Source organism: Shewanella eurypsychrophilus (genome assembly GCF_007004545.3).
Classification (GTDB): Bacteria; Pseudomonadota; Gammaproteobacteria; order Enterobacterales; family Shewanellaceae; genus Shewanella; species Shewanella eurypsychrophilus.
Genome location: NZ_CP045503.2, coordinates 3,941,954 through 3,966,396, shown reverse-complemented (window position 1 = coordinate 3,966,396; position 24,443 = coordinate 3,941,954). Strand labels below are relative to the sequence as shown.

The following is a 24,443-nucleotide window of genomic DNA, read 5'->3' as shown; positions in this document are numbered from 1 at the left end:
ATATAAAAAAACCGGCGCTAGCCGGCTTAATATACAACTTCCGATTGAGGGAAGTGATTTAGATGAGGAAGTCTTCCATAGTACGACCTTTATCTAGCTCATTTTTAAATACTGTAGGCATACGGCCTTGACCCGTCCAAGTAATCGCTTCACCATTTACAGCTATAGTATATTTAGCTGGGCGAGGTGCACGTTTCTTAGGTACGGCTTTAATCTCATTTGAACCAAGATCATCAATAGATAGACCTACGGCTTCCATCTGCTTGCGAATATCATCAATTTTGGCGTTTCTTTCTGCATTCACAGCCGCTTCTTCTTCGGCTTGAGCATCTCTTTCTGAGATAACTTTATCAAGTTTCACCGCTAGTTCTTTTAAATCTTCAATTGACAGTTCTTTTACTGCGGCTTTAAAACGGCGGCCATGAGTAAGTATTTCAAGAAAATCGCTCATAATTATTTGGTCCAATTATTTCAAGTGAGTATTAATTACAAGCCTAATAATAGGAATTATTAGGGCAAGGATCAAATAATATTTTGTTTATTGCATGAATATATATTTAAATTTAACAGTTGTAGGAAATATTGATATTATTTGCAGTCGAAATTAGCCTTAATTATACCTGTATCATTAAAAATACAAACAAGCGTTTGAAACCTTATTGACGTTAACGTTAACAGCACGTAGAGTGGGTCTACTTTGTGTGGGTGTTAACCTATACTCAACTCCTCAAAATATGACGTAAGAAGGAAGCCCTATGAAAGTATTGGTGCCTGTTAAGCGCGTCGTCGATGCCAACGTAAAAGTCAGAGTGAACGCTGATAATACCGATGTCGATACCGCTAACTTGAAAATGGCGATTAACCCTTTTTGTGAGATTGCAGTAGAAGAAGCCGTGCGTTTAAAAGAAGCGGGTGTTGCTTCTGAAGTTGTGGTCGTAACAGTAGGCCCTAAAGCGGCACAAGAGCAGTTGCGCACAGCGATGGCCTTAGGTGCTGATCGCGGCATACATATTGAAACAGACGAGGCGTTAGTCCCTTTATCTATTGCTAAGCTACTCAATGCGGTTCAGCAAAAAGAGCAGGCACAACTGATCATTTTGGGCAAACAGACTATCGATGGTGATAACAACCAGACTGGGCAGATGTTAGCGGCATTGGCTAATATGCCACAAGCCACTTTTGCCTCAGAGGTTAAAATCGAGGGTGATACACTCGCTGTGACGCGTGAGGTTGATGGTGGTTTGCAGAGTATAACGGTTTCACTTCCTGCCATTGTTACTGCTGATCTACGTTTAAATGAGCCTAGATACGCAAAATTACCCAATATCATGAAAGCTAAACGCAAGCCTCTAGAAACGGTTTCCATTGATGATTTAGGCGTGAGTTTGAAGCAACATCAAACAATATTGAAGGTCACTCCACCGGCTGAACGTAAAGGCGGTGTGATGGTGGCTTCTGTTGCAGAACTGGCTGACAAGTTAAAAAATGAAGCGAAGGTGATCTAATGGCAACTTTAGTATTAGCAGAACATGATAATGCCAGCCTAAAACTGGATACAGCCAAAGTTGTCACTTGTGGACAAGCTATTGGTGGTGATATTGACGTTTTGGTTGCTGGTCATAACTGTGATGCAGTTGTGGAAGCGGCCAAGCAACTTTCAGGTGTCAGACACGTATTGGTGGCTGACGCTGCACAATATGCCAATGGCTTTTCCGATAATCTTTCGCAACTGATCGTTGAACTTGCTACTGAGTATGAGCATATTCTTGCGGCGGCATCTAGCTTAGGTAAAGACACACTTCCTCGTGTTTCAGCACTTTTAGATGTGGCTCAAATATCTGAAGTGATTGAAGTGGTGAGTCCAGATACTTTCGTGCGACCAATCTTTGCGGGCAGTGCATTAGCAACGGTGCAGAGTCTTGATGACAAGAAAGTGTTGACTGTTCGCTCTAGTGCTTTTGATGCAGCAGCTAACGACGGTAGCGCTGATACCGTCGCTATCGACAAGGTTTATGATTCATTAACTCAATTCGTTTCTCAAGAATTATCTAAATCTGAGCGTCCAGAGCTTGGGGCTGCCTCAGTGGTTGTTTCTGGTGGTCGTGGTTTAGGTAGTGGTGAGAACTTCGCCATACTCGAGCAGCTTGCAGATAAGTTAGGTGGGGCGCTTGGCGCGTCACGTGCTGCGGTTGACGCGGGGTTTGTTTCTAACGATCTACAAGTGGGTCAAACAGGTAAGATCGTCGCCCCTGATCTCTATATTGCAGTGGGGATCTCCGGCGCGATTCAGCACCTTGCTGGAATGAAAGACTCAAAAGTGATTGTGGCGATTAATAAAGACCCTGAAGCACCTATCTTCCAAATTGCCGATTATGGTTTGGAAGCAGATCTGTTTGAGGCCGTGCCTCAGTTGCTTGAGTTACTATAAATAGTTATTACGTAAATGTGGTCAGAAGGTAAATTACTTTCCAATTGACCTAAAATAAACGTGACATTGGTCACAATAGGCGGCTTTGGGGTAGAATCTCCAAAGCCGCTTATGTTTTTATGAACTTCACGTTTTCGAGCTGTCGCTAAGTACGACTCAAGCTCAGTATCGCAAACGTCCTGAAAAGTAGAGGTGCATTAAACATCAGTAATGATAGTCAGGTTGATACCGCTTATCTATCATGAAAGGGTTTAGTGCCGAAGTAGTAATACATATCACGGATTACTGCTGGGGCTGTATCGAATAGGTGCAGCACTGCCATAGTATTTCTTACCCGGAAGGTAAGAAAATTTTATACCCTTAAATTAATGGTATTACTATGGAGCGCTACTGATAGGACAGGTGTTTTCAGATATCATTTATATCCCACCAGTTCAGCAGCCTCCATTCGTACTTAAAACGAAGAAAATAATTAAATGACAACTTTAAGTTACGCCGATTCGGCGCTTTCATTGCTGCCCCCTGTGGTTGCTATTCTGATGGCAATTGTTACTCGTCGCGTTCTACTCTCTTTGGGATTGGGAATATTACTCGGTGTCGTATTAATAAACGACTTTTCTGTTGCCGGTTCGGGGCAGTATCTTGGTGAGCAAGTAGTAGGACTATTCTGGGATGATGGTGCGTTAAATGCCTGGAACCTATACTTGCTCGGCTTCTTAATCTTATTGGGCATGATAACGGCGCTGATCACCGTCAGCGGCGCTGCAAATGCCTTTGCTGATTGGGCTAGAACCCGCATTAAGTGTAAACGTGATGCCAAGTTACTCACCATGTTCTTAGGTTGCGTGGTGTTTATCGACGATTATTTTAATAGCTTAGTGGTAGGCAGTGTCGCCAGGCCATTAACGGACAGATATTATATTTCACGCAGTAAGCTTGCGTACCTACTTGATTCTACCGCCGCACCAATCTGCGTGATCTCGCCAGTATCGAGCTGGGGCGCCTATATTATCGCGCTGATTGGCGGTATTTTAACGGCCCATGGTTTCACTGATACTGGTCACTTGAGTGTCTTCATTCAAATGATCCCGATGAACTTCTACGCTATTTTTGCCTTGTTATTGTTGTTATGTGTTGCCTGTATGGATCTCAATGTGGGTCCAATGCGCCAGCACGAGCTTAATGCGCAGAAAGGTAATTTATATGATGAAAGTAAGGGCCTACCACCGGGCGCAAACTCTGACTTACCTGAAGCCGATAACGGTAAGATCTTAGGCTTATTCCTGCCGATTATCGTACTGGTATGTGCGACGTTTTATTTCATGGTCAGTAGCGGTGGAGACGCCTTAGCCGCCGATGGAAAGCCTTTCAGTATTCTAGGCGCATTTGAAAATACCGATGTTGCATCATCACTGTTCTTCGGTGCATTAGTGGGCTTCTTGGCGACAGTGACTTTCGTTTTGAGCCAAGGGCTCGACAAGCAATATTTCATACAAGGTATTGTCGCCGGTGCTCGCTCTATGCTACCTGCTATCTACATCTTGTTATTTGCCTGGACCATTGCCGGCGTGATTGGTCAACTTGAGACAGGTAAATTTATGGCAAGCTTGGCATCGGGCAATATTCCCTTTGCACTGCTACCAGCCGTATTATTTGTACTTGCAGGTTTAACGGCGTTTTCTACCGGTACAAGTTGGGGGACGTTCGGTATCATGTTGCCTATCGCGGCTGACATGGCGATGGGGACTCATACGAGTATGATGTTACCTATGCTAGCAGCGGTATTGGCTGGTGCTGTATTTGGCGATCACTGTTCGCCTATCTCAGATACGACTATCCTCTCCTCAACGGGCGCAAACTGTCACCATATTGATCACGTGATCACTCAGTTACCTTATGCCTTGATTGTCGCGGGGATCAGTTTAGTGGGCTACACCGTTCTGGGGTTCACTGAATCTCTGATGGCTGGGTTAGCAGCGTGTAGCATTGTGTTTGTGATTAGTATCTTAGTGCTTAGAGTAAAGTCGAGACAAGGCACGGCTTAATAGCTTTGCTTAATAATGACCTTGCACACTAGCTAGATCTTAAATACCGCTCAATGGAGCGGTATTTTTTTGTCTTGTAGCTGTCTTCTATTTGTCTTGTGAGCGCTATAGGCGTTGGGGCATGATTTTCTCCCTGAAAAAGTGTTAAGCTATCGATGAATCTATCTATAAGGAATATCAGTTTGGCACAGCTCTATTTTTACTATTCGGCAATGAATGCCGGCAAGTCTACTTCGCTGTTACAGTCATCATATAATTATCGTGAGCGTGGCATGAATACCTTAGTCATGACTGCATCGATTGATGACAGATATGGCGTGGGGAAAGTAGCATCGCGGATCGGAATAGAGGCTGATGCACTGGTATTTGGTAGTAACGACAATATTGCCGAAATGATCTCCGCTGCGCACAGTGAGCAACAACAGCATTGTATCCTTATCGATGAATCACAGTTCTTAAGTAAAGAGCAGGTGAAGCAGCTGACATATGTTGTCGATATTTTGAATATCCCAGTGCTTTGTTATGGTCTCAAAACTGATTTCCAAGGTGAACTGTTTACTGGCAGTCAGTATCTTTTAGCATGGGCTGATAAATTGGTTGAGCTTAAAACCATCTGTCACTGTGGTCGTAAGGCTAATATGGTTGTGAGACTCGATGATGAAGGCAAGCCTATGCGCGAAGGCGAGCAGGTTGCTATCGGTGGTAATGAAAGTTACGAGTCAGTTTGCCGCAAACACTTTCGAGAGTTTTTGTGGGATTAAGCTTTGTTACTTGTCTGCTAGCAAGTTGCAAATAGCCTTTTAGACAGGTTTCATTTGCCGTGCTTTGGTATTTATTGGATGGCAAAATACCATAGCGTTATTGTTGTTCATTGCTTGCAGCAGGCGGATTGCAGATACTTCTTCGACACGCCGTAAACACTTCCATGTGGGCTCGACGCTGGCATCCATGCCAGCAACGGTCTCAGCCGTATCTACAGCAGATTTTCTATATCTTCGATTGTGCCTTACTGTACCCCATCTTTTCTAAGGAACTAGGCCCTAGGATCTGTCATTATTCCAATTTCAATAGTAATCGTCTTACCTCCTCCCTCGTATCATCAATCCTTTTTATTACTTTACTGACACTGGCTTCATCATCGTCAATCGAATCCCAATGTAACTGCCAATCTTGTTTGAGAGCTCGTGTGGCATCCTGAAGTTCTGCTTCTGTGATCATACTTAAATCAGCAATCAAGTTGACTTTGATCCAGCCCTTTCTCGGATTCCCTGCAAGCTTATCTTTATCGTAATAGGCAGCGTAGATGACGCCTTCAAGCTCTGATAGTTGCAGTAACAGCTCGAAACTCGCTGAACGCATTGTTGAGTTATATTCGGTTACCTCCATTCGCCAGACATTGTAGCTAAAGCCAATTAGCGCAAACAGCATGCTAAAAATAGCCGTTATCTGGAAAATATGTTCTCTACTTTTACTAAACCTTGATTGCATACTGTTTAATTTTTTGGCGTATTTATATACAAAGATAGTGTAAAGCGTAGAAAAATTTCGTTTCAGCTGAAAATTAATGCTTATCTATTCGGTCTATTGCTATGAGTTAATTATGCTCATTGTTAGGCTCGGTTATTAAACCAGAGCTTGGAAAGCAAAACGTAAGGATTAAATCGAATGAAAAATGGAATACCTTGGTCCAGATCTGAACTGGTAATTTTGCTATTCAATCTGATGATTATGAGTCTTTTGCTATTTAATTCACATTCAATACAGGCTAAAGAAGATTCGAGATTCGCTCCAGACTTTGAGCTTGCAGATCCACAGGGACTGTTGCATCAATGGGAGGAATATAAGGGTAAGCCAACGATCATTCATTTTTGGGCAACTTGGTGTCCCTATTGTAAGAAACTTCAGCCAGGACTGGAGAATTTGGGTGCGGACTTCAGTGATAGCGACTTGCAGATCTTAGGCATAAGTTTCAACGAAGATGAGGGCGCCGATCCCGCACAAACCCTAAAGGATCGTGGAATTAACTTCCCAACGTTAGTCCAAGGTGAAAGCGCTGCTAAAGCTTATGGTGTGAATGGCACCCCGACGACGGTATTCATCAATCGCCGCGGGGAGATTGTTTGGGTAACCAATATTTCAGAGCCAAATCATCCAAATTTAAAAAGTGCCACAGAGTTCATTCTAGAAAACAACTCAAAATAACTCGTCATTAGCGACACGGTTAGCAATTATTTGTCACTGCTTTAAAGGAGTGGTCGGATAATGAAGCGCTACCCTCTATATGACACTTAAAGCTACCATCTTCGATTTCAGGGAGCTTATCTGCAAACTTAATTGGGACGATGGAGAAGGTTGCAGCCTTAACAAAGATATACTCATCAGCAGGTAAATCCATCACTGTACGGTAATTTCTCTCTACGATGGGATCGCCTGCATACTCTAACGGATAGCCTTCGTATACGTACAGTCGTGTGCCCGATACATCAATAAAGTAGTGTCCAATCAAACGGTCCCAATTGGGATGACCATTGCAATCGTAAGAACAATCAGGCTTATCGGCAATGCCATCAACCTGGGTTTTTGAGTGAACAAGTTGATTCATCGAGGTGATTGAGCCTGTTACTCCCTTCAGTGTGGCAGTTTGTGCATCGCTACCTAATGATAGAAATTTAGGCGCCGCAATAACTGCGAGAATACCGAGTATGATAATGACAACCACTAACTCGATTAAGGTAAAACCATTTTTGTGTTTGTGTAAACGCACAGGATAAAGTCTCTAACAAATAGTGCGCGAAATATACTTAAACAAGGCCTTCTTATCAAGAGTGTATCATTAGGTATCTAAATATAAATTATAATTAAATTAAAGTGTTAAATAGGCTCTACGGTATGGTTACGTGGGTGGGTTGCTATGTTGTCTTTGGTGTGAAGTTGTTAGGCTGTCTAAGGTTAAGTTAAGTAGAGTTAGAGGGTAAAAAGCCCCATAGAAATGAGGCCTGTAATTCATTGTCTTTGTTGAGACTGGCGGTCTGTTAAACGCTCATTTCAGGCACATGTTCAGGAACGACAAGCTTACCAGCTGTTTTTTCAACGATCTCTTCGACAGATACGCCAGGTGCACGCTCTAGCAGATGAAAAGCGCCATCTTTAATCTCCATAAAGGCCAGATCGGTTAGCACGCGCTTGATACAACCAAAACCTGTTAGGGGCAGTTCACACTTAGGCAGTAGCTTAGAGTTACCGCGTTTATCTGCATGCATCATAGTGACGATGATGTTATCCGCGCCAGCCACTAAGTCCATAGCGCCGCCCATGCCCTTGATAAGCTTTCCTGGGATCATCCAAGAGGCGATAGAGCCTTGCTCATCAACTTCAAACGCGCCCAATACGGTCAGGTCTACATGACCGCCGCGGATCATGGCAAAACTCTCTGCCGAAGAGAAAAATGATGCGCCATCGACAGCTGTTACTGTTTGCTTACCCGCATTGATAAGATCGGCATCTATGGTTTCTTCGGTGGGAAATTCTCCCATGCCGAGAAGTCCATTTTCTGATTGCAGCATCACATCGATGCCCTGTGGAATATAGTTTGCGACTAAGGTTGGAATGCCTATTCCGAGGTTAACGTAATAACCATCTTTTAGTTCTTGGGCTACACGCTGTGCGAGTTGTTCTCTTGATAATGCCATACTGTCTCCCTCCTGCTTATGCGCGAGTTGATGCTTGGGTTAATGAAGGTTTCACGGTACGTTGTTCGATGCGCTTCTCGAATGTGCCTTGAATCACACGATTTACATAGATACCCGGTGTATGAATATGATCCGGATCCAGCTCTCCAGGTTCAACGATATGCTCGGCTTCTACCACAGTAATTTTACCGGCTGTTGCCATCATAGGGTTAAAGTTCGCAGCCGTTTTACGAAAGACTAAGTTCCCCATAGTATCGGCTTTCCAGGCGCGGACTAAGGCAAAATCTGCGGTGAGTGATGGCTCTAGCACATAATGACGGCCGTCGATTTCGCGCGTCTCTTTACCTTCGGCAACAGGAGTACCGTAACCTGTTGCGGTGAAGAAGGCGGGAATGCCAGCGCCGCCAGCACGAATTTTTTCTGCTAGTGTGCCCTGAGGCGTTAAGATCACATTGAGTTCACCCGACAACATCTGCTGCTCGAAGGTGGCATTTTCACCAACATAGGAGGCTATCATAGTATCGATTTGGCGACTCTTGAGTAGCAAGCCTAGGCCAAAATCATCGACACCTGCATTATTTGAAATTGCTGTTAGTCCAGTGACGCCAGTTTTGACCATATGAGCGATCAGGCCTTCCGGAATGCCACATAAACCAAAACCACCGACCATCACAGTCATATCATTAGAAAGGCCCTTTAGGGCTTCTTCATAACTGTGTACGACTTTATTTAGTCCTGCCATTATTCTTATCTCCTTTGTAGAAGGGTCGAGTTTTAATCTTTAGAAACGAGGCCCTAGGTTCTAGTGCCTAGGACTTACTTTATTACTCTTCTTCGCTATTAACTGAGCAAGGCTTGGGCAACTTTAGAGCCTGTTTGTCTGCGCAGTGCTTGGCTGATATTTTTACCTGCTTGAGCCAGCAAGTTTAGATCTACGCCAGTTTCTATTCCTAGACCTTGCAACATATAGACAAGGTCTTCGGTGGCTAAATTACCTGAAGCGCCTTTGGCATAAGGGCAACCACCTAATCCTGCTACTGAGGAGTCGATGACACTGACGCCAGTTTCAAGGCAAGCTAGGATGTTCGCCAGCGCTTGGCCATAAGTGTCATGAAAGTGCAGTGCTAGCTTATCAACTGGCACGACTTGGCTGACAGCTTCTACCATTCTACGGGCATTATTCGGTGTGCCAACGCCTATGGTGTCACCGAGGGAGATCTCATAACAGCCCATCTTGTAAAGGATCTCAGACACGCGAGCTACTTCACTCACATCGATATCACCTTCATAGGGGCAGCCTAGTACACAAGATACGTAGCCACGTACGCGAATGTTCTCGGCTAAAGCTCGCTCCATTAGGGGCTCAAAGCGTGCAATGGACTCTTCAATTGAGCAGTTAATATTACGCTGAGAGAAGCTCTCGGACGCCGCGCCAAAGATGGCAACTTCATCGGCTTTAGCGTCAAGCGCAAGTTCCAAGCCTTTCATATTAGGGGTCAGTGCGCTGTAGACCACATCAGTTTCACGCTTAAGATTACGTAAAACATCACCAGAATCGGCCATCTGTGGCACCCACTTAGGAGACACAAAGCTGGCTGCTTCGATACGCTTTACACCTGCTTTAGCCAAATCTTCAATCAAGATAATTTTATCTTGAGTCGATACCGGCTTTTCATTTTGCAGGCCGTCGCGAGCGCCGACTTCAAAAATAGAAACTTGTTTCGGCATCATCTTCATGCTTTCCCTTCTGCTTTCTCTTCAGTCTCAGTAGGCTCTAGGGGCTCGACTTCTAGTAATATGGTGCCATCTGTGACTAGCTCGCCGGGTTCGAAGAAGAAGGCTGATACTACACCATCAAATGGAGATTCTATGGTGTACTCCATCTTCATCGCCTCCATTACCATCAGGCCTTGGCCTGCTGTGACAGCATCACCTTTTTGGACTAAGTGAGTGACGATAGTGCCGTTCATCGGCGCATTGAGCTTATCTTCGAGACATTCCTGCTCTTCTTCTAATTCAGTCTGAATGGCGCGGTAATGATAGCTGGTGGTATTGATAAACAGGGTGAAATCATCTTCAACCTGGCTGACTGGCACTTTAACCTTATGACCTGATGCCTTGATGGCTGATGTGTCATTGTTATTGTCATTGTGCTTTTTAACGGCAATTTCAGCGTGAAGTATTTCATCGATGAGTTCACCCTTTAATGTATAGGTATTTTCATCAATGTTAACTTGGTAGACGGATTGCCCAGCAACGAGTAGCTCACTGACATCGATATGTTGGACTTGATGATTATCATCAAGCAGTGAAATTCGATGAGTGCTGGTGCTATTGAGCCTAAATCCGCTTACTGTGCCCCAAGGCGAGTAGGGATCATGGCTGTTAATGGCACACGCTTTAGCGGCAACTTTGCGGGCACATAGCTGATACAAGGCTGCAAGGGCTAGGGCGTTTTGCTCATCATTTGAAGCCGACTCTTGTGACTGAAGGGGGCTACGACCTATCAGTTCATCACCGTAACGCTCGATAAAATCGGTGCTGAAGTTGGCTTCACTAAAGGCTTTGTGTTCGGTGATCTTAGCCAGAAACTCGATATTGTGTTTCAAGCCACTGATCTGATATGACTGCAATGAGTGCACCATACGCTGTAATGCGCGTGGGCGAGTTTCATCCCAGACAATCAACTTAGAGATCATCGGATCGTAGAAGTTACTGATCACATCATTTTCACGAATACCTGAGTCGATACGCACAAATTTGCTCTGCTCGGGTTCACGCAAAAAGTTAAGTTTACCGCTGGCTGGCAGGAACTCATTTTGTGGGTCTTCAGCGTAGATACGCACTTCAAAAGAGTGGCCGTGAATGCGTACTTCATCTTGGCTCAATGGTAGTTGAGCGCCACTGGCGACCATAAGTTGCCATTTCACTAAGTCCTGGCCTGTGACCATCTCTGTGACCGGATGCTCTACCTGAAGACGTGTATTCATCTCCATGAAGTAAAAACTCCCATCGGTATCGAGTAGAAACTCGACGGTTCCGGCGCCGCAATAATCAATAGCCTTAGCAGCGGCAACTGCAGCATCACCCATCTTGATTCTGAGCGCATCACTTAGTCCAGGTGCCGGCGCTTCTTCAACTACTTTTTGATGGCGACGCTGAATAGAGCAATCGCGATCCGACAGGTAGATGCAGTGACCATGACTGTCGGCAAAAACTTGTACTTCAACGTGACGGGGCTGACGTAAATAACGTTCCATCAGTAATTTATCATTACCGAAGGATGAGATGGCTTCGCGTCTGGCAGAGTGGATGTTTTCCAAGACTTCAGCGCTGTTCTCGACGATACGCATGCCTTTACCACCACCGCCAAAAGCAGCCTTAATCAGTAGCGGGAAGCCCATCTTGTTGGCTTCTTTAACCAGTAAATCATCATCTTGCCCCTCGCCGTGGTAACCAGGTACTAAGGGCACATTGGCCGCGCCCATAATATCTTTAGCGGCACTCTTGCTGCCCATAGAATCAATGGCTTCAGAGCTGGGGCCGACAAAAATCACGCCTGCTTGTTCGCATTTTCGTGCAAACTCTGCATTTTCAGAAAGGAAACCATAGCCTGGGTGTATGGCCTGAGCGCCTGATTTTTTTGCAATATCTAATATCAGATCGGCTTTGAGATATGAGTCAGCGGGTGCACTGCCACCTAAGTAAAAGGATTCATCGGCTAAGGCAACATGGCGAGCATCAACATCGGCATCGCTGTACAAGGCGACGGTGCGAACACCCATGGCTTTAGCGGTTTTAATAATGCGGCAGGCAATTTCACCACGGTTAGCTATTAATAGTTTTTTTATGAGTGATTGACTAGACATTATTGGGTTCCTTGCGCACGAGGTTTCTTTGAAGCTGTGTCTGTACTGGTCCAGTTTGGCGGGCGTTTCTCAAAGAAGGCATTTAAGCCTTCTTGGCCTTGATTCGATACCCGAATGCTGGCAATTCGCTCACTGGTATAACTGAGGGTTTGCTCATCGATAACACCATCTTCGAGGCGAGACAGTAAAGTTTTCACCCATGCCATACCTTGCGGGCTGTTAGCGAGTAGGGTCTTGATAAACGGCTCAGCAGCTGTATCAAGGTCATCATTCACTTCATGAATGACTTGTAGCTCGAGGGCTTTGTCGGCACTGAATCTTTCAGCCGTTAACATGTAGCGGCGTGAGGCGCGTTGGCCCATAGCACGAACCACATAAGGACTGATCACCGCCGGAATAAGGCCGAGTTTGACCTCTGATAAACAAAAGCTGGCTCGTTCATTAGCGATGGCGATATCGCAACAACAGATAAGGCCCAATGCACCACCGAAAGCGGCGCCTTGTACTAGCGCAATTGTGGGTTTGGGAAACTGGTCTAAGTCAGACATCAGCTTGGCAAGTTCGTTGGCATCACTCAGGTTCTGCGCAAAATCCATCTTGGCTTGTTTGCGCATCCAGTTTAGATCGGCGCCAGCACTGAAGTTTTTACCGTTTGCCTTGACGATTAGCATCTGGCAATCATTATTGTTTGCGAAGTGTTCCAGTGATTGGATCATCTCAGCGATCATGACTTCATCAAAAGCGTTATGCTTTTCGGCTCGATCTAAAATCATCTCACCCACACCGGCTGCTAACCGGCAGGTGATATAGCTAAACTTGTTTGAAAAAGTGCAGCTTGAAAGTTCGTTAGTCATGGCTTCTCTACCCATTGCTCTTGTTTTTATTTGTTTCAAAGGTTGCGCTATTTCAAAGGATCACATGCGGAACACACCGAACTTAGTTTCTTCTACTGGCGCATTGAGTGCGGCAGAAAGTGCTAGGCCAACAACATCACGGGTTTGCGCCGGATCGATAATGCCATCATCCCAGAGACGTGCACTGGCATGATAGGGATGACCTTCTCTATCGTATTGCTCAACAATCGGGGCACGGAATTTTTGCTCCTCGTCATCACTCCACTCAACGCCTTTGCGGGCTAAACCATCACGTTTGACCGTGGCTAACACGCCAGCGGCTTGCTCTCCACCCATGACAGAGATACGGGCATTTGGCCACATCCACATCATGGTAGGCTCGAAGGCTCGGCCACACATGCCGTAGTTACCCGCGCCATAACTGCCGCCGATGATCACGGTAAACTTTGGTACATTGGCACATGACACTGCGGTGACCATTTTGGCACCATGCTTAGCAATGCCTTCATGTTCATACTTTTTGCCCACCATAAAGCCGGTGATATTTTGTAGGAACAAGAGGGGGATTTTTCGCTGACAACACAGCTCGATAAAGTGTGCGCCTTTTTGGGCTGATTCAGAAAACAGGATGCCATTATTGGCAATGATGCCGACAGGGTAGCCATGGATGCGGGCAAAACCACAGACTAAGGTGCTACCGTAGTTCGCTTTAAACTCATCAAAATCTGAGTCATCGACCACACGGGCTATCACTTCTTTTATGTCGAATGGTTTCTTAAGATCGGTACCGACGATGCCGTAGAGTTCATTGATGTCGAACTTGGGCGGTTTAACCGGACTCAATTGTGCTTCGATCGTTTTTTGATGGTTCAGGCGGGTGATGGCTTTGCGTGCTAACTCAAGCGCATGATCATCATTTTGTGCCATATGATCGGCCACACCTGAGATCTTAGTGTGCACCTCTGCGCCGCCAAGCTCTTCTGCTGTCACGACCTCCCCGGTAGCGGCCTTTACTAATGGTGGACCCGCGAGGAAGATAGTGCCTTGCTCTTTGACGATAATCGATTCATCAGCCATGGCGGGCACATAAGCGCCACCGGCTGTACATAGGCCCATTACCACCGCGATTTGCGGAATGCCTTTAGCTGACATCTGTGCTTGATTGTAGAAGATGCGACCGAAATGGTCCCTATCAGGGAAAACTTCATCTTGGCGAGGCAAGTTTGCGCCACCAGAGTCGACCAGATAGATACAGGGGAGGTGACAGCGACTGGCGATCTCTTGGGCTCGCAAGTGTTTCTTAACCGTAACCGGGTAGTAGGTGCCACCTTTTACCGTGGCATCGTTAGCGATGATCATACACTCGACGCCGCTGACACGGCCTATACCAGCAATGATGCCCGCAGCAGGCACCACATCTTCATAGAGTTCATAAGCGGCAAATTGAGATAACTCTAGGAAAGGAGAACCTGGGTCTAGCAGCTTTTCGACACGTTGACGCGGCAGTAATTTACCACGAGAAAGATGACGTTCTCGAGCGACTTCACCGCCGCCTTGTTCAATTTGTTTGAGTTTTAGTTTGAGATCTTGAACAACGGCAGCCATGTCTTCATGTTTAGCCTTGAATTCATCACTGCGGGAGTTTATACGACTGCTAAATTGCGTCACGGTTTTAATCCTTTTGGAGCTTAAAACTAACGTTTCAATAGATATTAAAGTGTTCAATGACGGCATCTATTTACCGTCATGACACTGATGAATTACTTAGATTCGTTGAATAGCTCACGGCCAATCAACATGCGGCGGATCTCTGAGGTGCCAGCGCCAATTTCATACAGCTTGGCATCGCGCAATAGGCGGCCTGTGGCGTATTCGTTGACGTAACCGTTACCACCGAGAAGTTGAATGGCATCGAGGGCCATCTTAGTGGCCAGTTCGGCAGAGTAGAGAATTGCGCCTGCTGCATCTTTACGGGTGGTTTCACCACGGTCACAAGATTTAGCCACGTTATAGATGTAAGATTTTGCTGCATTCATACCTGTGTACATATCGGCGAGTTTGCCTTGTACTAATTGGAATTGACCAATTGATTTACCAAACTGTTCACGTTCGTGAATATAAGGAATGACAATATCCATACAGGCGTTCATTATTCCCAGAGGCCCACCCGATAGCACCACTCGTTCGTAGTCCAGACCGCTCATCAATACTTTTACACCGTTGTTGAGACCACCAAGTATGTTTTCTGCGGGTACTTCACAATCTTGGAACACTAGCTCACAGGTATTTGAGCCGCGCATGCCGAGTTTATCGAGTTTCTGCGCCGTGCTGAAACCTGTAGAGTCGCGGTCAACAATAAATGCTGTGATACCGTGAGCGCCTTTATCTAAATCTGTCTTGGCATAGATGACATACGTTTGTGCATCAGGACCATTGGTGATCCACATTTTATTACCGTTGAGAATGTAACGGTCACCTTCTTTTCGGGCATGTAATTTCATCGAAACAACATCAGAACCTGCGTTGGGTTCACTCATCGCAAGGGCACCAATATGCTCACCACTGACTAATTTAGGCAGGTATTTAGCTTTTTGTTCAGCATTACCGTTGCGGTTAATTTGATTCACACACAAGTTGGAATGCGCACCATAACTTAAGCCAATAGAGGCCGAAGCGCGTGAGATCTCTTCCATAGCAACAACATGAGCAAGGTAACCCATATCGGCGCCGCCATACTCTTCAGAGACAGTGACACCAAGCAGTCCCATATCTCCCAGAACTGGCCAGAGTTCATTAGGAAATGCGTTATCTAAATCAGTTTTTGCTGCAATCGGGGCAATTTCATTAGCGGCAAAGTTTTGTACTGCATCACGCAGCATGTCGACGTCTTCGCCTAGGCCGAAATTAAGAGATGAGTAGAGTTGAGTCATTGCGTGTTGTCCTGTCAATTTTTTAAATCTTTAATGAATAGATTTTTAATTATGTGTCTGTAGTTTTTATAACTACTTAGGTGTCATCGTTTGAGACTGCTTAAGCATAGTGCTAAAAATGGCATCTTTTTTTATGGTGTTCTTGATGCCATGTGTATTGACACTTTGTACATGAAACCTTACTTGTCTTGAAGTGCCAAAGCGCTTCTGCACTGTTGCTCTGCAGAGTTGAGTTCCATCAATACTACTTTGATATCGTCCATCTGCTGCTGCAGAGATGCTTTCTTATCTTCGACTAAATCGAGCATGGTATTTAACTGTGAACTGCTATTTTTATCAGCATCGTAAAGTTCAAATAGACGACGGGTTTCAGCTAAAGAGAAACCCAGACGTTTTCCTCTTAAAATAAGCTTCAAGCGAACCCTGTCTTTTAAACCATAGATACGTGTTTGACCACGGCGTTTAGGTTTTAGTAAGCCCTGATCTTCATAGAAACGAATACTCCGAGTGGTAATATCAAATTCTTTTGATAGCTCACTGATGGAGTAAGTTGTTTGTGGGCTCAGATTTTCACTCATTGAATAACACCATAATATTTAACTTTTCCAGAACGATATATGAAGTTTACGTAAAGGTAAAGCTAATGGCCATTTTGCAAGTCGAGATTTAATGAAATACCCCAAGGTGAGGCTGTCAACCAAATGTGCCACCTCGTTGTAACAAAACTGCTTGAGTGTGGCCTCAAAGGGCAGAGGCCACACTTATTGAAGGTATGGGTCATTATCGCCTGAGGGCTTTATACCGATTGGTATTAGTCATAAATAGCCTGACATCTTCCACGCTACTCTTTACTGCTGTTCTATATTTAGCAACCCTTTGTTTCTTTTGTTGCTGTTTTTAACTTCTTAGCGTTCGTTTATTATTTATCCCACTTAATGAGCTGGTGTTCCAAGCAATCATCACCCTCTCTATTCAGGTTATTTAGTTGTTGTCCTGAGTTTTCATCTTTAAAAGGATACTCTTATGAAATCATCACTATCTTCAGCGTTACGTGCTTCATCTTTGACATTATCGGCACTGGCTATTTCAGGTTTTGCTTTATGCTTTACATCGGCAGTTCACGCTGAGCAATATGTCTTTCCTGAAAATGGTCAGAGCAAAGAGCTGCAGAGCTTAGATAAGCAAAGCTGTCATGCCTGGGCGATTGAAGAGACAGGCTTTGATCCTGAAAATCCGCTGGTGGCGCAATCGATTAGCTACTCCACGCCAACGATATCTTCGCAACCCGTAGAGCAGGGAGCTGAAAGAGGGGCTGGGATGCGCGGTGCTATGGCGGGTGCAGCAGCAGGCGCTATCATTGCTGAAGTGGGTGATGAAGACCGCAGTGATGCTGCGGCGACAGGTGCAGCCGTCGGTGCACTTGCTGGTCGTCGTCAGAGCAGGCGCTCGAATGCACAAGCTGCTGAGCAACAGGTTCAGGCAGAGCAACAAGCGGTTCAACAACAAGCTCAGGCGCAAGCTACAGAGGATCAGCTGGTACAGCTGGCTAATACACAGGGCACAGAGAACTACCTTAAAGCAAGCTCAGCTTGCCTCGAAGCTAAGGGCTATAGTGTGAAGTAAACTTATGCCAATCAGTGCTACTCTACTTGCTGTTTTGAGGGGCGCTTTGTGCTATGGTGCCGCCCATTATTGTGTATGCGCTACGCCTTTTTCTTATGATAAAGATGTAGAGGGATAGGAGATAAAATGAAAATTTGGGTTGATGCCGATGCGTGTCCTGGTGTGATTAAAGAGACGCTGTTTAGGGTGGCTGACAGGGCAAAAGTGGAAGTGACGCTAGTAGCGAATCATTCTATGCGTATCCCGCCATCACGATTTATTAAGATGGTGACTGTACCTTCGGGTTTCGATGTGGCCGATGACGAAATAGTTAAGCGCCTCGATGCGGGCGATCTCGTCATCACCGCTGATATTCCTTTGGCCTCGGAAGTGATCGATAAAGGTGGTGTGGCGCTCAATCCTCGTGGTGAGCTATATACCGATCAAAATATCAAGTCGATACTCAATATGCGTGATTTTATGGATACCATGCGTGCCAGTGGCGTGCAGACTGGTGGGCCAGCGGCTATGGGACAGAGTGAGCGTCAGGCATTTGCCAATCAGCTAGACAGGTTTATCACTAAGCATCACAAGCCGAGCTAAAATTGGGCGCGTTTGGGACCTAGTCAATTTACATTTTTGGTTATTTTATTAAGTGAAGCTCGCCAAATACATCTGCGGTGATATAACCTAAATTCTTATTGCCATTGATAGGCTCGATGGCATGGGAGCCCATAAAGTGCTCTCGTGACTCGCTCCCATCGTTATCGCAATAGGCCAACATAAATCCCACCTTCTTTCCTTGAAATAGTTTTACCGGCCTATTGGTTTTTGTGTCTGTGGGGCTCAAAGTGAAGCTATCATCATAGACGTGTATTGCCAGCTCCCAGATGACCTTGTTAGGGACGGTTTCATCTCGCTTCCATACACTGGTGATATGCTGGTTCAATAGCACAAAGTTTGTCTTACCTGTATCAGATCCAAATGATAGGGGCGGGGCAATATCGACCACTTGATTATCCAGTGCCACATGATAGGCAAAAGCATTGAAGTTATATTGATGATCGCCGCCAGATCTGTCTTCGTCGATAAAGACCTCTAAACAGTCATCATCCCAGTACCTGTGCAGTGGACCGGCATAGCGGTCTATTAAGATATCGTCGCTGATCTCGGCGAGCAGATAGAGCTGTTTCTCATCCCAAAGCACTTTAAAGCGACCACTGAAATCATCTGGGCTTGGCTGTGTGCCATCGATTAGTTGGTCCAACAGGTGCCAAGGCGCCTTAGACCAAACAGCCTCACTGGCAATACCATCTATGGTTGGCGCTTGAGCTGCCCAAGGTGCTTCATAGGCATTGACTGATAAACAGGCCAATAAGCAGCAAAGAGTCATAGCTAATAACCTGCCTAAGGGGGATAACGTGCTCTTATTCATTAAGTATTGCTCTGCCTAGATAATAATGATGTAGGTACCTCTACGGTGACTCTGTATTGCTCGCCAGTTTGACATTGGTCAATTCTGTTGCCTTTAATAGGTTTGCCATTAAGGTTTATCTTTGGTTTAGTTATTCCGTCCTTCTCTAGTGGTACCTGCTTGATGGATATATGAAAACTGGCGCCACGAAACTCGCGTGTCAGTGATATTGAAGGCCACTGCATAGGCAGATGAGGCTCGATGATCAAACCGTGTAAGTCGCCCTTAACCCCGATAATTTCTTCAACAAAACAGCGGTAATACCAGGCCAAGGTACCAGTGTTAAATAACTGACTGCTTCTTCCGGCGGTTTTCGGGTGTTGATGATAGGCGCCGCGATAGTAGTTAGGAATAAAGTTAGGCAGTTGACCCCTGTAACTGGCATCTTGAAAGTTGGGTAGCATCAGCATGAGTAGATCATACGCCTGCTGATGCTTGCCTATTTTACATAGACTCCATGCGTAAAAGACGCTGGCGTGATTGTATACTGAGCCATTCTCCGCAGTGCCGGGGAATTTTTGGGTCAAGCGGCCGATATCGGTCTGCATCTTAGTGTAGGCGGGGGCTAGCATCATAGGGCCAAAAGGCGTCATCAGTTGCTCGTCTATCGCCTGGCACATCTTTGCTTGTTGCACTTCATCTACTGCATTGCTCATCATGGCCCAACTTTGAGGGTTTAGGTAGATGCGTCCCTCATTATCGGCTTTTACCCCAAACAATCGATTGTCATCGGTGATCCCTCGCGCGAACCAGTTACCATCCCAACAGTGCTGATTAACAGCTTGGTTTATCTCCGCTGCTTGGGTTAGGTGATCGTCGACACTCTGGTGGTGACCAAGTTGATGGGAGAGCTCGGCCCATTGATTAAGCGCATAGGCGGTGGCAAGAGATAACCAGCTAGATACGCCTTTGCCTTTGTGGCCGACCATGTTCATCGGATCGCACCAATCTCCCTGATCGATATAACTCAGTCCTCGACCATCTCTATGATCAACAAGCCAGTTTAATGCCTTGCTGATATGCAGAAACACAGATTCTGATTGTGATGAATCAGCATAGGATATCTTCTCTTTTAGCAGCGATATGTCGCCTGTTTCGTTAAGGTAAGCCAAGATACAGATAGGTAGCCAAACGCAGTGATCGGTATGAGGGATCTGGTTGATATATTTAAGTTCAGCATCGGCGCTCAACAAAATGCCATCTGGCATGGCGCCGCTGACTTGCTGCTGAGATAACGCCTTGAGAAATGCGATGCGGCTAATATCTGGGGCAATATAACTCATGCCCATATTATCTTGCAGGTAGTTTCGGGTTTGAGGATCTGTACTGAGTCTATTCACATCACCGTGGTAGAACATCTGTCTAGGCAGCCAGAGATTAAATACTTGATTAAAAAGAGGGTCTTGAGTCTCTATATTGATACAAGCTTTATAGCCAGAGATATATTGTTTATAAGCCGCCTGTTGTTGCTCGAAGCCACCTAGGGTATCGAAGTAAACCTGCTTGATTTTTACAATCTCGGCGGTGTCTTTGGCTGGCCCAAATAGAAACCGAAACTGCTCGGTTTGTTGGCTTTCGAGTGTCAGTCTATATTGATAAATTGCGACAGGGGGCTCATACAGGCTAGGATCTTGAGACAGATATTCAGCGCTTATACTGTCTGGGTTGTGCAGTCCGCCTTCTCCTTCAAAGCTTGCCTGATGTGATGTCCAAGCACTGGGTGTTCTATCGGCGAGTAGAAAAGTGAGGTCTTTAAACGTTTTTTGGAGAGGGTAGTCACTGACTTTCTGATAAGGGGTTACACTGCTTGCTACTATCGCATTGAGTTCGTTATCGAAATCCGCGCTTTGGTTCATCCAGGACATATAACCGATAGAGAAATAAGGATAGAAACTGATGTTTCTACGCTTAGGGCTGTTATTGGTGAGTCTCACCTGCCACATCTCAACAATATCCGTAGCAGAGAGGTTGAGGATAATTTCAATCTCAATATCATCAAAATTAATTAACCACTTGATGCAGTCTGCCTGAATGATGAACCTATAGCTTTTAGGGGCTTGTCGTACAGGTTCAAAGGGGGCAGAAAAAAGCTTACCTGAATCTTCATCCTTGATATAGAAGAAACGCGCCGGATGATGAGCATAGAAGCTATGCTCTGGCTGCATAAAGGTTTTGGCTTCAAGCGCTGGCCCATGGGCATATTTGGCCGGTTCGGGCTGCATAAACTGCGCGGTTGCATAACCTCTACAGTTCATCTGTAACATCATGTGAGGGTTCCACAAAAAGCCACTGGCTTTAGGCATACTTTTTGGGCTATGAAGGACTAACGCATCATCAATGCAGGTAAATGGGGCTTGGTTATTCATAGTGAGTTCCGACATTAATGTGCCCTAGCTTTCGCTGCTTGCGTTAGCTGCGCGTGTTGACAGATCGCGTTGCAACTCATTGAGCTTGCTGTCATTAAGTGGGTAGAGACGAATGATAAACAGAGATATGAGAGCAAATAGGGCGGGGATTGCGGTCATCAGTAACACGATACTCTGCTCAGAACTCGCACTTTGGGCTTGATTGGCCACATACCCCATAGAGGCAAGCAGGTAGCCTATCATGGCGCCAGCCAGTGCGCCGCCAAGCTTTTGAGCAAACGAGGCCGCTGAAAATATCATTGCCGTCGCACGTCTGCCGTTTTGCCATTCTGAAAAATCGGCTGTATCGGCATACATGGAAAATACCAGTGGAGACTTTGGCCCAAGACAGAGGCCGATTGCTATCTGTAGGGCGAAGATAAGAGGGATATTATCCTTAGGCACAAAGTAAAACAGGGCGGAGAAGACTGTGACCAAACACATCAAGACAAACAGGAGATTACGCTTATCCATATATCGAGTCAGTAAAGGCGTTAAGGCTGCACCTGTTGCCAGAGATAGCATGTACGCCATGGCAAAACTGCCAATTAAGTCCTCTCTGCCGACATAGTATTTAAAGTAAAAGGTGCCGGTACTGCCACGCAGTGAGATGGTCATCATAATAATAAGCGCTAAGGAAAACAGGATTATCCAGGGGCGATTATTAAACAGATCCTTAATATCTTGCTTAATTGGCGTGCTTTGACTGATAGCTGGGGAGATACGCTCTTTTGTAGTGATAAATGAGAGAGTAAACAAGAGTGCTGCGACTGCGCCGTAGAGACCCATGGTAAGTTGCCAGCCAAGCTCGACATTATCTCCACCGAGCCAGCTTACTAGCTCAGGTGTCAGATAGGCCACTAAGGTGCCGCCAGAAAATGCACCGATAAAACGAAAGCTGGTTAAGGTCGTACGGCTTTGTGTGTCGTTTGTGATAACACCCAGTAGTGCGCCATAAGGGACATTGATGAAGGTATAGGCCAGCATCATAAAGATATAGGTGCCATAGGCCCAAATAAGTTTGCCCGAGTCACCCAGATCTGGCACGGTGAAGGTCAGTACACCAGCCGCCGCGATAGGCAGTATGCCCCAAATCAAATAGGGGCGAAATTTACCAAAACGTGTTTTGGTTCTGTCTGCCAACGCGCCCATCATAGGATCTGAGAACGCATCAATCACTCGAGTGACTAACATCATGGTACCGACAGCGGCAGGGCTGAGCCCGAATACATCGGTATAAAAGATAAACAGAAAGAGATCAAACACCCGCCAATAGAAGTTAGAGGCCACATCTCCCATGGCGTAGCCGCACTTTTCTCTAAGGCTGAGCTTTTCTTCTGCCTTAGGGGTGGAACTTGTACTCATTTTCTCAGTTTGAATCATCATAGTTCGGCTCTTTAATGGGTATTCACTTTCGCTTTGTCACAGGTAAAAAGTGGGCGTTGAAACTTTTATTGAGTCACGTGTAAAACAAAATGTAACCGCTTACATTTATTTAACATAGCATGTGTCATGGAGTTTGAATAGCGTGTTTTTTGTTCGCTAGACCTAAGGGCTGGATGAAGTACAGGTGGAGGAAGTGGCTGTAAATAGGCCAATTATTGGCGTAAGTGCTAGGAAGTATAGATAAAAAGGTGAGCCGATCGGGCGTGATTAGAATCGGTAGCTATTGGTTTTTTGGGAGTGATAAATATAAAAAGACACCATCAAGTGTCTTTTTATATTCTTAGTTTCTAGTTTGATATAGCGGTATAAGATTAAGCTTTGACTGGCTCGCCTAGCTTAGCTTCTTCGGCTTTCTCACTATGATCAACCATAGTCACCACTGCTGAATCACCGACCACGTTGGTACTGGTACAGAACATATCGATAATACGGTCAAGAGCAGCAACCAGGGCAATGGCCTCTACAGGTAGACCCATCTGGTGAATAAGTACGCCTATCATGACGATACCGCCGCCAGGTACGCCACCTGCACCAATTGAAAGCAGGAATACACTAAATGCGAGAACTGGTACTTGCTCCATGGTGATTGGGGCACCGAAGGCGTTACCGACGAAGAAGGCTGCCACTGTGATGTAGATAGCCGCTCCACTCATGTTCATGGTTGCGCCCATAGGGACACCGAAACCTGCAACGCTGCGCTTCACACCAAGCTTTTCAGTCAGGGTACGCATAGTCACTGGAATGGTCGCATTTGAGCTGGCCGTCGACAGTGAGAACAGGAACTGCTCACGGGTCTTACGACGAAACTCTGATGCTGAGATATTGGTTGTCATGCCGATAACCATCGGGTAAACCACTAGGGCCCAGAACGCCAATAGACCAACGATAACCGCCATGTAGCTAAATACACTTAAGAAGGCTTCAGGCTCAAAGGTTGCGCCCAGTTTGACCATAAGGGCGAATACACCAATTGGTGCCACACTCATCACCACGGTGATCATCTTAAGCATGATCTTATTACCGAGCTGGAAGAAGGTCACAACAGGCTTAACTTCATCACCGAGGGCTTTTACAATACCGCCAGTAAGCAGTGCCATAAAGATGATTTGCAGCATGTTACCCGTTGCAAATGCATCGACTGGATTGCTTGGGATAATGTTGACTATCATGTCGATAAAGCCAGGAAGCTCTGTCGATGTCAGGCTGGCATTTTGATCGCCGACCAGCTGCATGCCTGCACCTGGTGCGATCCACATGGCTAAACCAATTGATACGATAATCGCAACCACAGTATTGGCTAGATATAACGCAAAGGTTTTGCTCCCTAAGCGGCCAAAAGATTTAAGATCGCGTAGTTCAACAATGCCAGTAACAATACTGAAGAAAACGAGTGGGACAACCAACATCATGATCAGCTGCACGAACATGCTGCCTGCGCCTGACGCGATATCGACTAAGGTTGTGTTGGCAAAACTGCTGCCAGCAAAACCATATTGAATTATGGTTCCTAACAATAAACCGGCAAATAAGCCGACAAATATGCGGGATGATAGAGATTTGAACATAAGTCTGCACCTTCAATTTTAATAATAATTACTCCTTCCATAGATTATTACTTCCGTTATTAGTGCTAAAAATACTCTGTTATATACAAGCCGCTAACAAGTCCAACCATAGCAATTAGGGTGAACTTTAACCTGA

At 45.6% G+C, this 24,443-nt stretch carries 22 protein-coding genes and 1 riboswitch; of the genes, 7 read left to right on the top strand and 15 right to left on the bottom strand.

Translation table 11 applies throughout. The annotated features are described in order from the left end of the window. Nucleotides 1-58 precede the first annotated feature (58 nt). Nucleotides 59-451 (bottom strand): H-NS histone family protein, encoded by a 393-nt coding sequence (locus FM038_RS16870; RefSeq protein WP_142874495.1) that lies wholly within the window; start codon nucleotides 449-451, stop codon nucleotides 59-61. Between the two features lie 304 nt (nucleotides 452-755). On the opposite strand from FM038_RS16870, the gene FM038_RS16865 reads away from it, so the two are divergent. The 4 genes from FM038_RS16865 to FM038_RS16850 all read left to right on the top strand — a co-directional run bounded on the left by FM038_RS16865 (nucleotide 756) and on the right by FM038_RS16850 (nucleotide 5,234). After that, nucleotides 756-1,505, top strand: coding sequence for an electron transfer flavoprotein subunit beta/FixA family protein (locus FM038_RS16865; protein WP_142874494.1), 750 nt, complete (start codon nucleotides 756-758; stop codon nucleotides 1,503-1,505). Then, complete coding sequence (locus FM038_RS16860) at nucleotides 1,505-2,428, top strand: electron transfer flavoprotein subunit alpha/FixB family protein (protein WP_142874493.1); 924 nt, start codon at nucleotides 1,505-1,507, stop codon at nucleotides 2,426-2,428. The genes FM038_RS16865 and FM038_RS16860 overlap by 1 nt, the downstream gene beginning before the upstream one ends. Before the next feature lie 179 nt (nucleotides 2,429-2,607). Continuing rightward, a riboswitch (Lysine riboswitch) is annotated at nucleotides 2,608-2,826 on the top strand. A gap of 78 nt (nucleotides 2,827-2,904) precedes the next feature. Beyond that, nucleotides 2,905-4,473 (top strand): Na+/H+ antiporter NhaC family protein, encoded by a 1,569-nt coding sequence (locus FM038_RS16855; protein ID WP_142874492.1) that lies wholly within the window; start codon nucleotides 2,905-2,907, stop codon nucleotides 4,471-4,473. A gap of 182 nt (nucleotides 4,474-4,655) precedes the next feature. Further along, on the top strand, nucleotides 4,656-5,234 hold the full coding sequence (locus tag FM038_RS16850; RefSeq protein WP_142874491.1) for a thymidine kinase: 579 nt from the start codon (nucleotides 4,656-4,658) through the stop codon (nucleotides 5,232-5,234). 292 nt (nucleotides 5,235-5,526) lie between these two features. Here FM038_RS16850 and FM038_RS16845 read toward each other — a convergent pair whose 3' ends face one another. Beyond that, nucleotides 5,527-5,961, bottom strand: a complete 435-nt coding sequence (locus FM038_RS16845) for a hypothetical protein (protein ID WP_142874490.1) — start codon at nucleotides 5,959-5,961, stop codon at nucleotides 5,527-5,529. Between the two features lie 177 nt (nucleotides 5,962-6,138). On the opposite strand from FM038_RS16845, the gene FM038_RS16840 reads away from it, so the two are divergent. Beyond that, nucleotides 6,139-6,675 carry a peroxiredoxin family protein gene (locus tag FM038_RS16840; RefSeq protein WP_142874489.1) on the top strand — a complete coding sequence of 179 codons (537 nt, stop codon included), beginning with the start codon at nucleotides 6,139-6,141 and terminating at the stop codon, nucleotides 6,673-6,675. A 19-nt stretch (nucleotides 6,676-6,694) separates the two neighbouring features. Here FM038_RS16840 and FM038_RS25325 read toward each other — a convergent pair whose 3' ends face one another. The 9 genes from FM038_RS25325 to FM038_RS16795 form a co-directional block, all read right to left on the bottom strand. After that, nucleotides 6,695-7,237, bottom strand: a complete 543-nt coding sequence (locus tag FM038_RS25325) for a type II secretion system protein (protein WP_142874488.1) — start codon at nucleotides 7,235-7,237, stop codon at nucleotides 6,695-6,697. A gap of 268 nt (nucleotides 7,238-7,505) precedes the next feature. After that, entirely contained in the window at nucleotides 7,506-8,162 is a 657-nt protein-coding gene (locus FM038_RS16830; protein WP_142874487.1) for a 3-oxoacid CoA-transferase subunit B, read from the bottom strand. Nucleotides 8,163-8,178: 16 nt separating this feature from the next. After that, nucleotides 8,179-8,904 carry a CoA transferase subunit A gene (locus FM038_RS16825; RefSeq protein WP_142874486.1) on the bottom strand — a complete coding sequence of 242 codons (726 nt, stop codon included), beginning with the start codon at nucleotides 8,902-8,904 and terminating at the stop codon, nucleotides 8,179-8,181. A gap of 98 nt (nucleotides 8,905-9,002) precedes the next feature. Next, nucleotides 9,003-9,893, bottom strand: a complete 891-nt coding sequence (locus FM038_RS16820) for a hydroxymethylglutaryl-CoA lyase (RefSeq protein WP_142874485.1) — start codon at nucleotides 9,891-9,893, stop codon at nucleotides 9,003-9,005. Between the two features lie 2 nt (nucleotides 9,894-9,895). Then, nucleotides 9,896-12,031 (bottom strand): acetyl/propionyl/methylcrotonyl-CoA carboxylase subunit alpha, encoded by a 2,136-nt coding sequence (locus FM038_RS16815; protein WP_142874484.1) that lies wholly within the window; start codon nucleotides 12,029-12,031, stop codon nucleotides 9,896-9,898. Next, nucleotides 12,031-12,885 (bottom strand): enoyl-CoA hydratase-related protein, encoded by an 855-nt coding sequence (locus tag FM038_RS16810; protein WP_142874483.1) that lies wholly within the window; start codon nucleotides 12,883-12,885, stop codon nucleotides 12,031-12,033. Before FM038_RS16810 ends, FM038_RS16815 begins: the two co-directional genes overlap by 1 nt. Before the next feature lie 60 nt (nucleotides 12,886-12,945). Then, nucleotides 12,946-14,553 (bottom strand): carboxyl transferase domain-containing protein, encoded by a 1,608-nt coding sequence (locus FM038_RS16805; protein WP_142874482.1) that lies wholly within the window; start codon nucleotides 14,551-14,553, stop codon nucleotides 12,946-12,948. Nucleotides 14,554-14,645: 92 nt separating this feature from the next. After that, nucleotides 14,646-15,815 carry an isovaleryl-CoA dehydrogenase gene (locus tag FM038_RS16800; protein WP_142874481.1) on the bottom strand — a complete coding sequence of 390 codons (1,170 nt, stop codon included), beginning with the start codon at nucleotides 15,813-15,815 and terminating at the stop codon, nucleotides 14,646-14,648. Nucleotides 15,816-15,994: 179 nt separating this feature from the next. Next, nucleotides 15,995-16,393 carry a MerR family transcriptional regulator gene (locus FM038_RS16795; protein WP_142874480.1) on the bottom strand — a complete coding sequence of 133 codons (399 nt, stop codon included), beginning with the start codon at nucleotides 16,391-16,393 and terminating at the stop codon, nucleotides 15,995-15,997. A 445-nt stretch (nucleotides 16,394-16,838) separates the two neighbouring features. Here FM038_RS16795 and FM038_RS16790 point away from each other — a divergent pair, with 445 nt between their 5' ends. Further along, nucleotides 16,839-17,438 (top strand): glycine zipper domain-containing protein, encoded by a 600-nt coding sequence (locus FM038_RS16790; protein WP_142874479.1) that lies wholly within the window; start codon nucleotides 16,839-16,841, stop codon nucleotides 17,436-17,438. Between the two features lie 126 nt (nucleotides 17,439-17,564). Next, a complete protein-coding gene (locus FM038_RS16785) occupies nucleotides 17,565-18,020 on the top strand; it encodes a YaiI/YqxD family protein (protein ID WP_142874478.1) in 456 nt (151 codons plus the stop codon). Nucleotides 18,021-18,060: 40 nt separating this feature from the next. On the opposite strand, the gene FM038_RS16780 is transcribed toward FM038_RS16785, so the two are convergent. From FM038_RS16780 to FM038_RS16765, 4 genes are all read right to left on the bottom strand, one after another. Continuing rightward, complete coding sequence (locus tag FM038_RS16780; protein ID WP_223292885.1) at nucleotides 18,061-18,852, bottom strand: CBM9 family sugar-binding protein; 792 nt, start codon at nucleotides 18,850-18,852, stop codon at nucleotides 18,061-18,063. After that, a complete protein-coding gene (locus FM038_RS16775) occupies nucleotides 18,852-21,272 on the bottom strand; it encodes a GH36-type glycosyl hydrolase domain-containing protein (RefSeq protein WP_199242701.1) in 2,421 nt (806 codons plus the stop codon). The genes FM038_RS16780 and FM038_RS16775 overlap by 1 nt, the downstream gene beginning before the upstream one ends. 9 nt (nucleotides 21,273-21,281) lie before the next feature. Then, nucleotides 21,282-22,682, bottom strand: a complete 1,401-nt coding sequence (locus FM038_RS16770; RefSeq protein ID WP_199242700.1) for an MFS transporter — start codon at nucleotides 22,680-22,682, stop codon at nucleotides 21,282-21,284. Nucleotides 22,683-23,053: 371 nt separating this feature from the next. Further along, complete coding sequence (locus FM038_RS16765) at nucleotides 23,054-24,307, bottom strand: dicarboxylate/amino acid:cation symporter (RefSeq protein ID WP_142874477.1); 1,254 nt, start codon at nucleotides 24,305-24,307, stop codon at nucleotides 23,054-23,056. Between the last annotated feature and the right edge of the window lie 136 nt (nucleotides 24,308-24,443).

Bases quoted from the DNA above. Each gene is read 5' to 3' on its own strand.
- FM038_RS16870 (WP_142874495.1), bottom strand. From the start codon at position 451: ATGAGCGATTTTCTTGAAATACTTACTCATGGCCGCCGTTTTAAAGCC.
- FM038_RS16865 (WP_142874494.1), top strand. From the start codon at position 756: ATGAAAGTATTGGTGCCTGTTAAGCGCGTCGTCGATGCCAACGTAAAA.
- FM038_RS16860 (WP_142874493.1), top strand. From the start codon at position 1,505: ATGGCAACTTTAGTATTAGCAGAACATGATAATGCCAGCCTAAAACTG.
- FM038_RS16855 (WP_142874492.1), top strand. From the start codon at position 2,905: ATGACAACTTTAAGTTACGCCGATTCGGCGCTTTCATTGCTGCCCCCT.
- FM038_RS16845 (WP_142874490.1), bottom strand. From the start codon at position 5,961: ATGCAATCAAGGTTTAGTAAAAGTAGAGAACATATTTTCCAGATAACG.
- FM038_RS16840 (WP_142874489.1), top strand. From the start codon at position 6,139: ATGAAAAATGGAATACCTTGGTCCAGATCTGAACTGGTAATTTTGCTA.
- FM038_RS16830 (WP_142874487.1), bottom strand. From the start codon at position 8,162: ATGGCATTATCAAGAGAACAACTCGCACAGCGTGTAGCCCAAGAACTA.
- FM038_RS16825 (WP_142874486.1), bottom strand. From the start codon at position 8,904: ATGGCAGGACTAAATAAAGTCGTACACAGTTATGAAGAAGCCCTAAAG.
- FM038_RS16820 (WP_142874485.1), bottom strand. From the start codon at position 9,893: ATGATGCCGAAACAAGTTTCTATTTTTGAAGTCGGCGCTCGCGACGGC.
- FM038_RS16815 (WP_142874484.1), bottom strand. From the start codon at position 12,031: ATGTCTAGTCAATCACTCATAAAAAAACTATTAATAGCTAACCGTGGT.
- FM038_RS16810 (WP_142874483.1), bottom strand. From the start codon at position 12,885: ATGACTAACGAACTTTCAAGCTGCACTTTTTCAAACAAGTTTAGCTAT.
- FM038_RS16800 (WP_142874481.1), bottom strand. From the start codon at position 15,815: ATGACTCAACTCTACTCATCTCTTAATTTCGGCCTAGGCGAAGACGTC.
- FM038_RS16795 (WP_142874480.1), bottom strand. From the start codon at position 16,393: ATGAGTGAAAATCTGAGCCCACAAACAACTTACTCCATCAGTGAGCTA.
- FM038_RS16790 (WP_142874479.1), top strand. From the start codon at position 16,839: ATGAAATCATCACTATCTTCAGCGTTACGTGCTTCATCTTTGACATTA.
- FM038_RS16785 (WP_142874478.1), top strand. From the start codon at position 17,565: ATGAAAATTTGGGTTGATGCCGATGCGTGTCCTGGTGTGATTAAAGAG.
- FM038_RS16780 (WP_223292885.1), bottom strand. From the start codon at position 18,852: ATGAATAAGAGCACGTTATCCCCCTTAGGCAGGTTATTAGCTATGACT.
- FM038_RS16775 (WP_199242701.1), bottom strand. From the start codon at position 21,272: ATGTCGGAACTCACTATGAATAACCAAGCCCCATTTACCTGCATTGAT.
- FM038_RS16770 (WP_199242700.1), bottom strand. From the start codon at position 22,682: ATGATGATTCAAACTGAGAAAATGAGTACAAGTTCCACCCCTAAGGCA.
- FM038_RS16765 (WP_142874477.1), bottom strand. From the start codon at position 24,307: ATGTTCAAATCTCTATCATCCCGCATATTTGTCGGCTTATTTGCCGGT.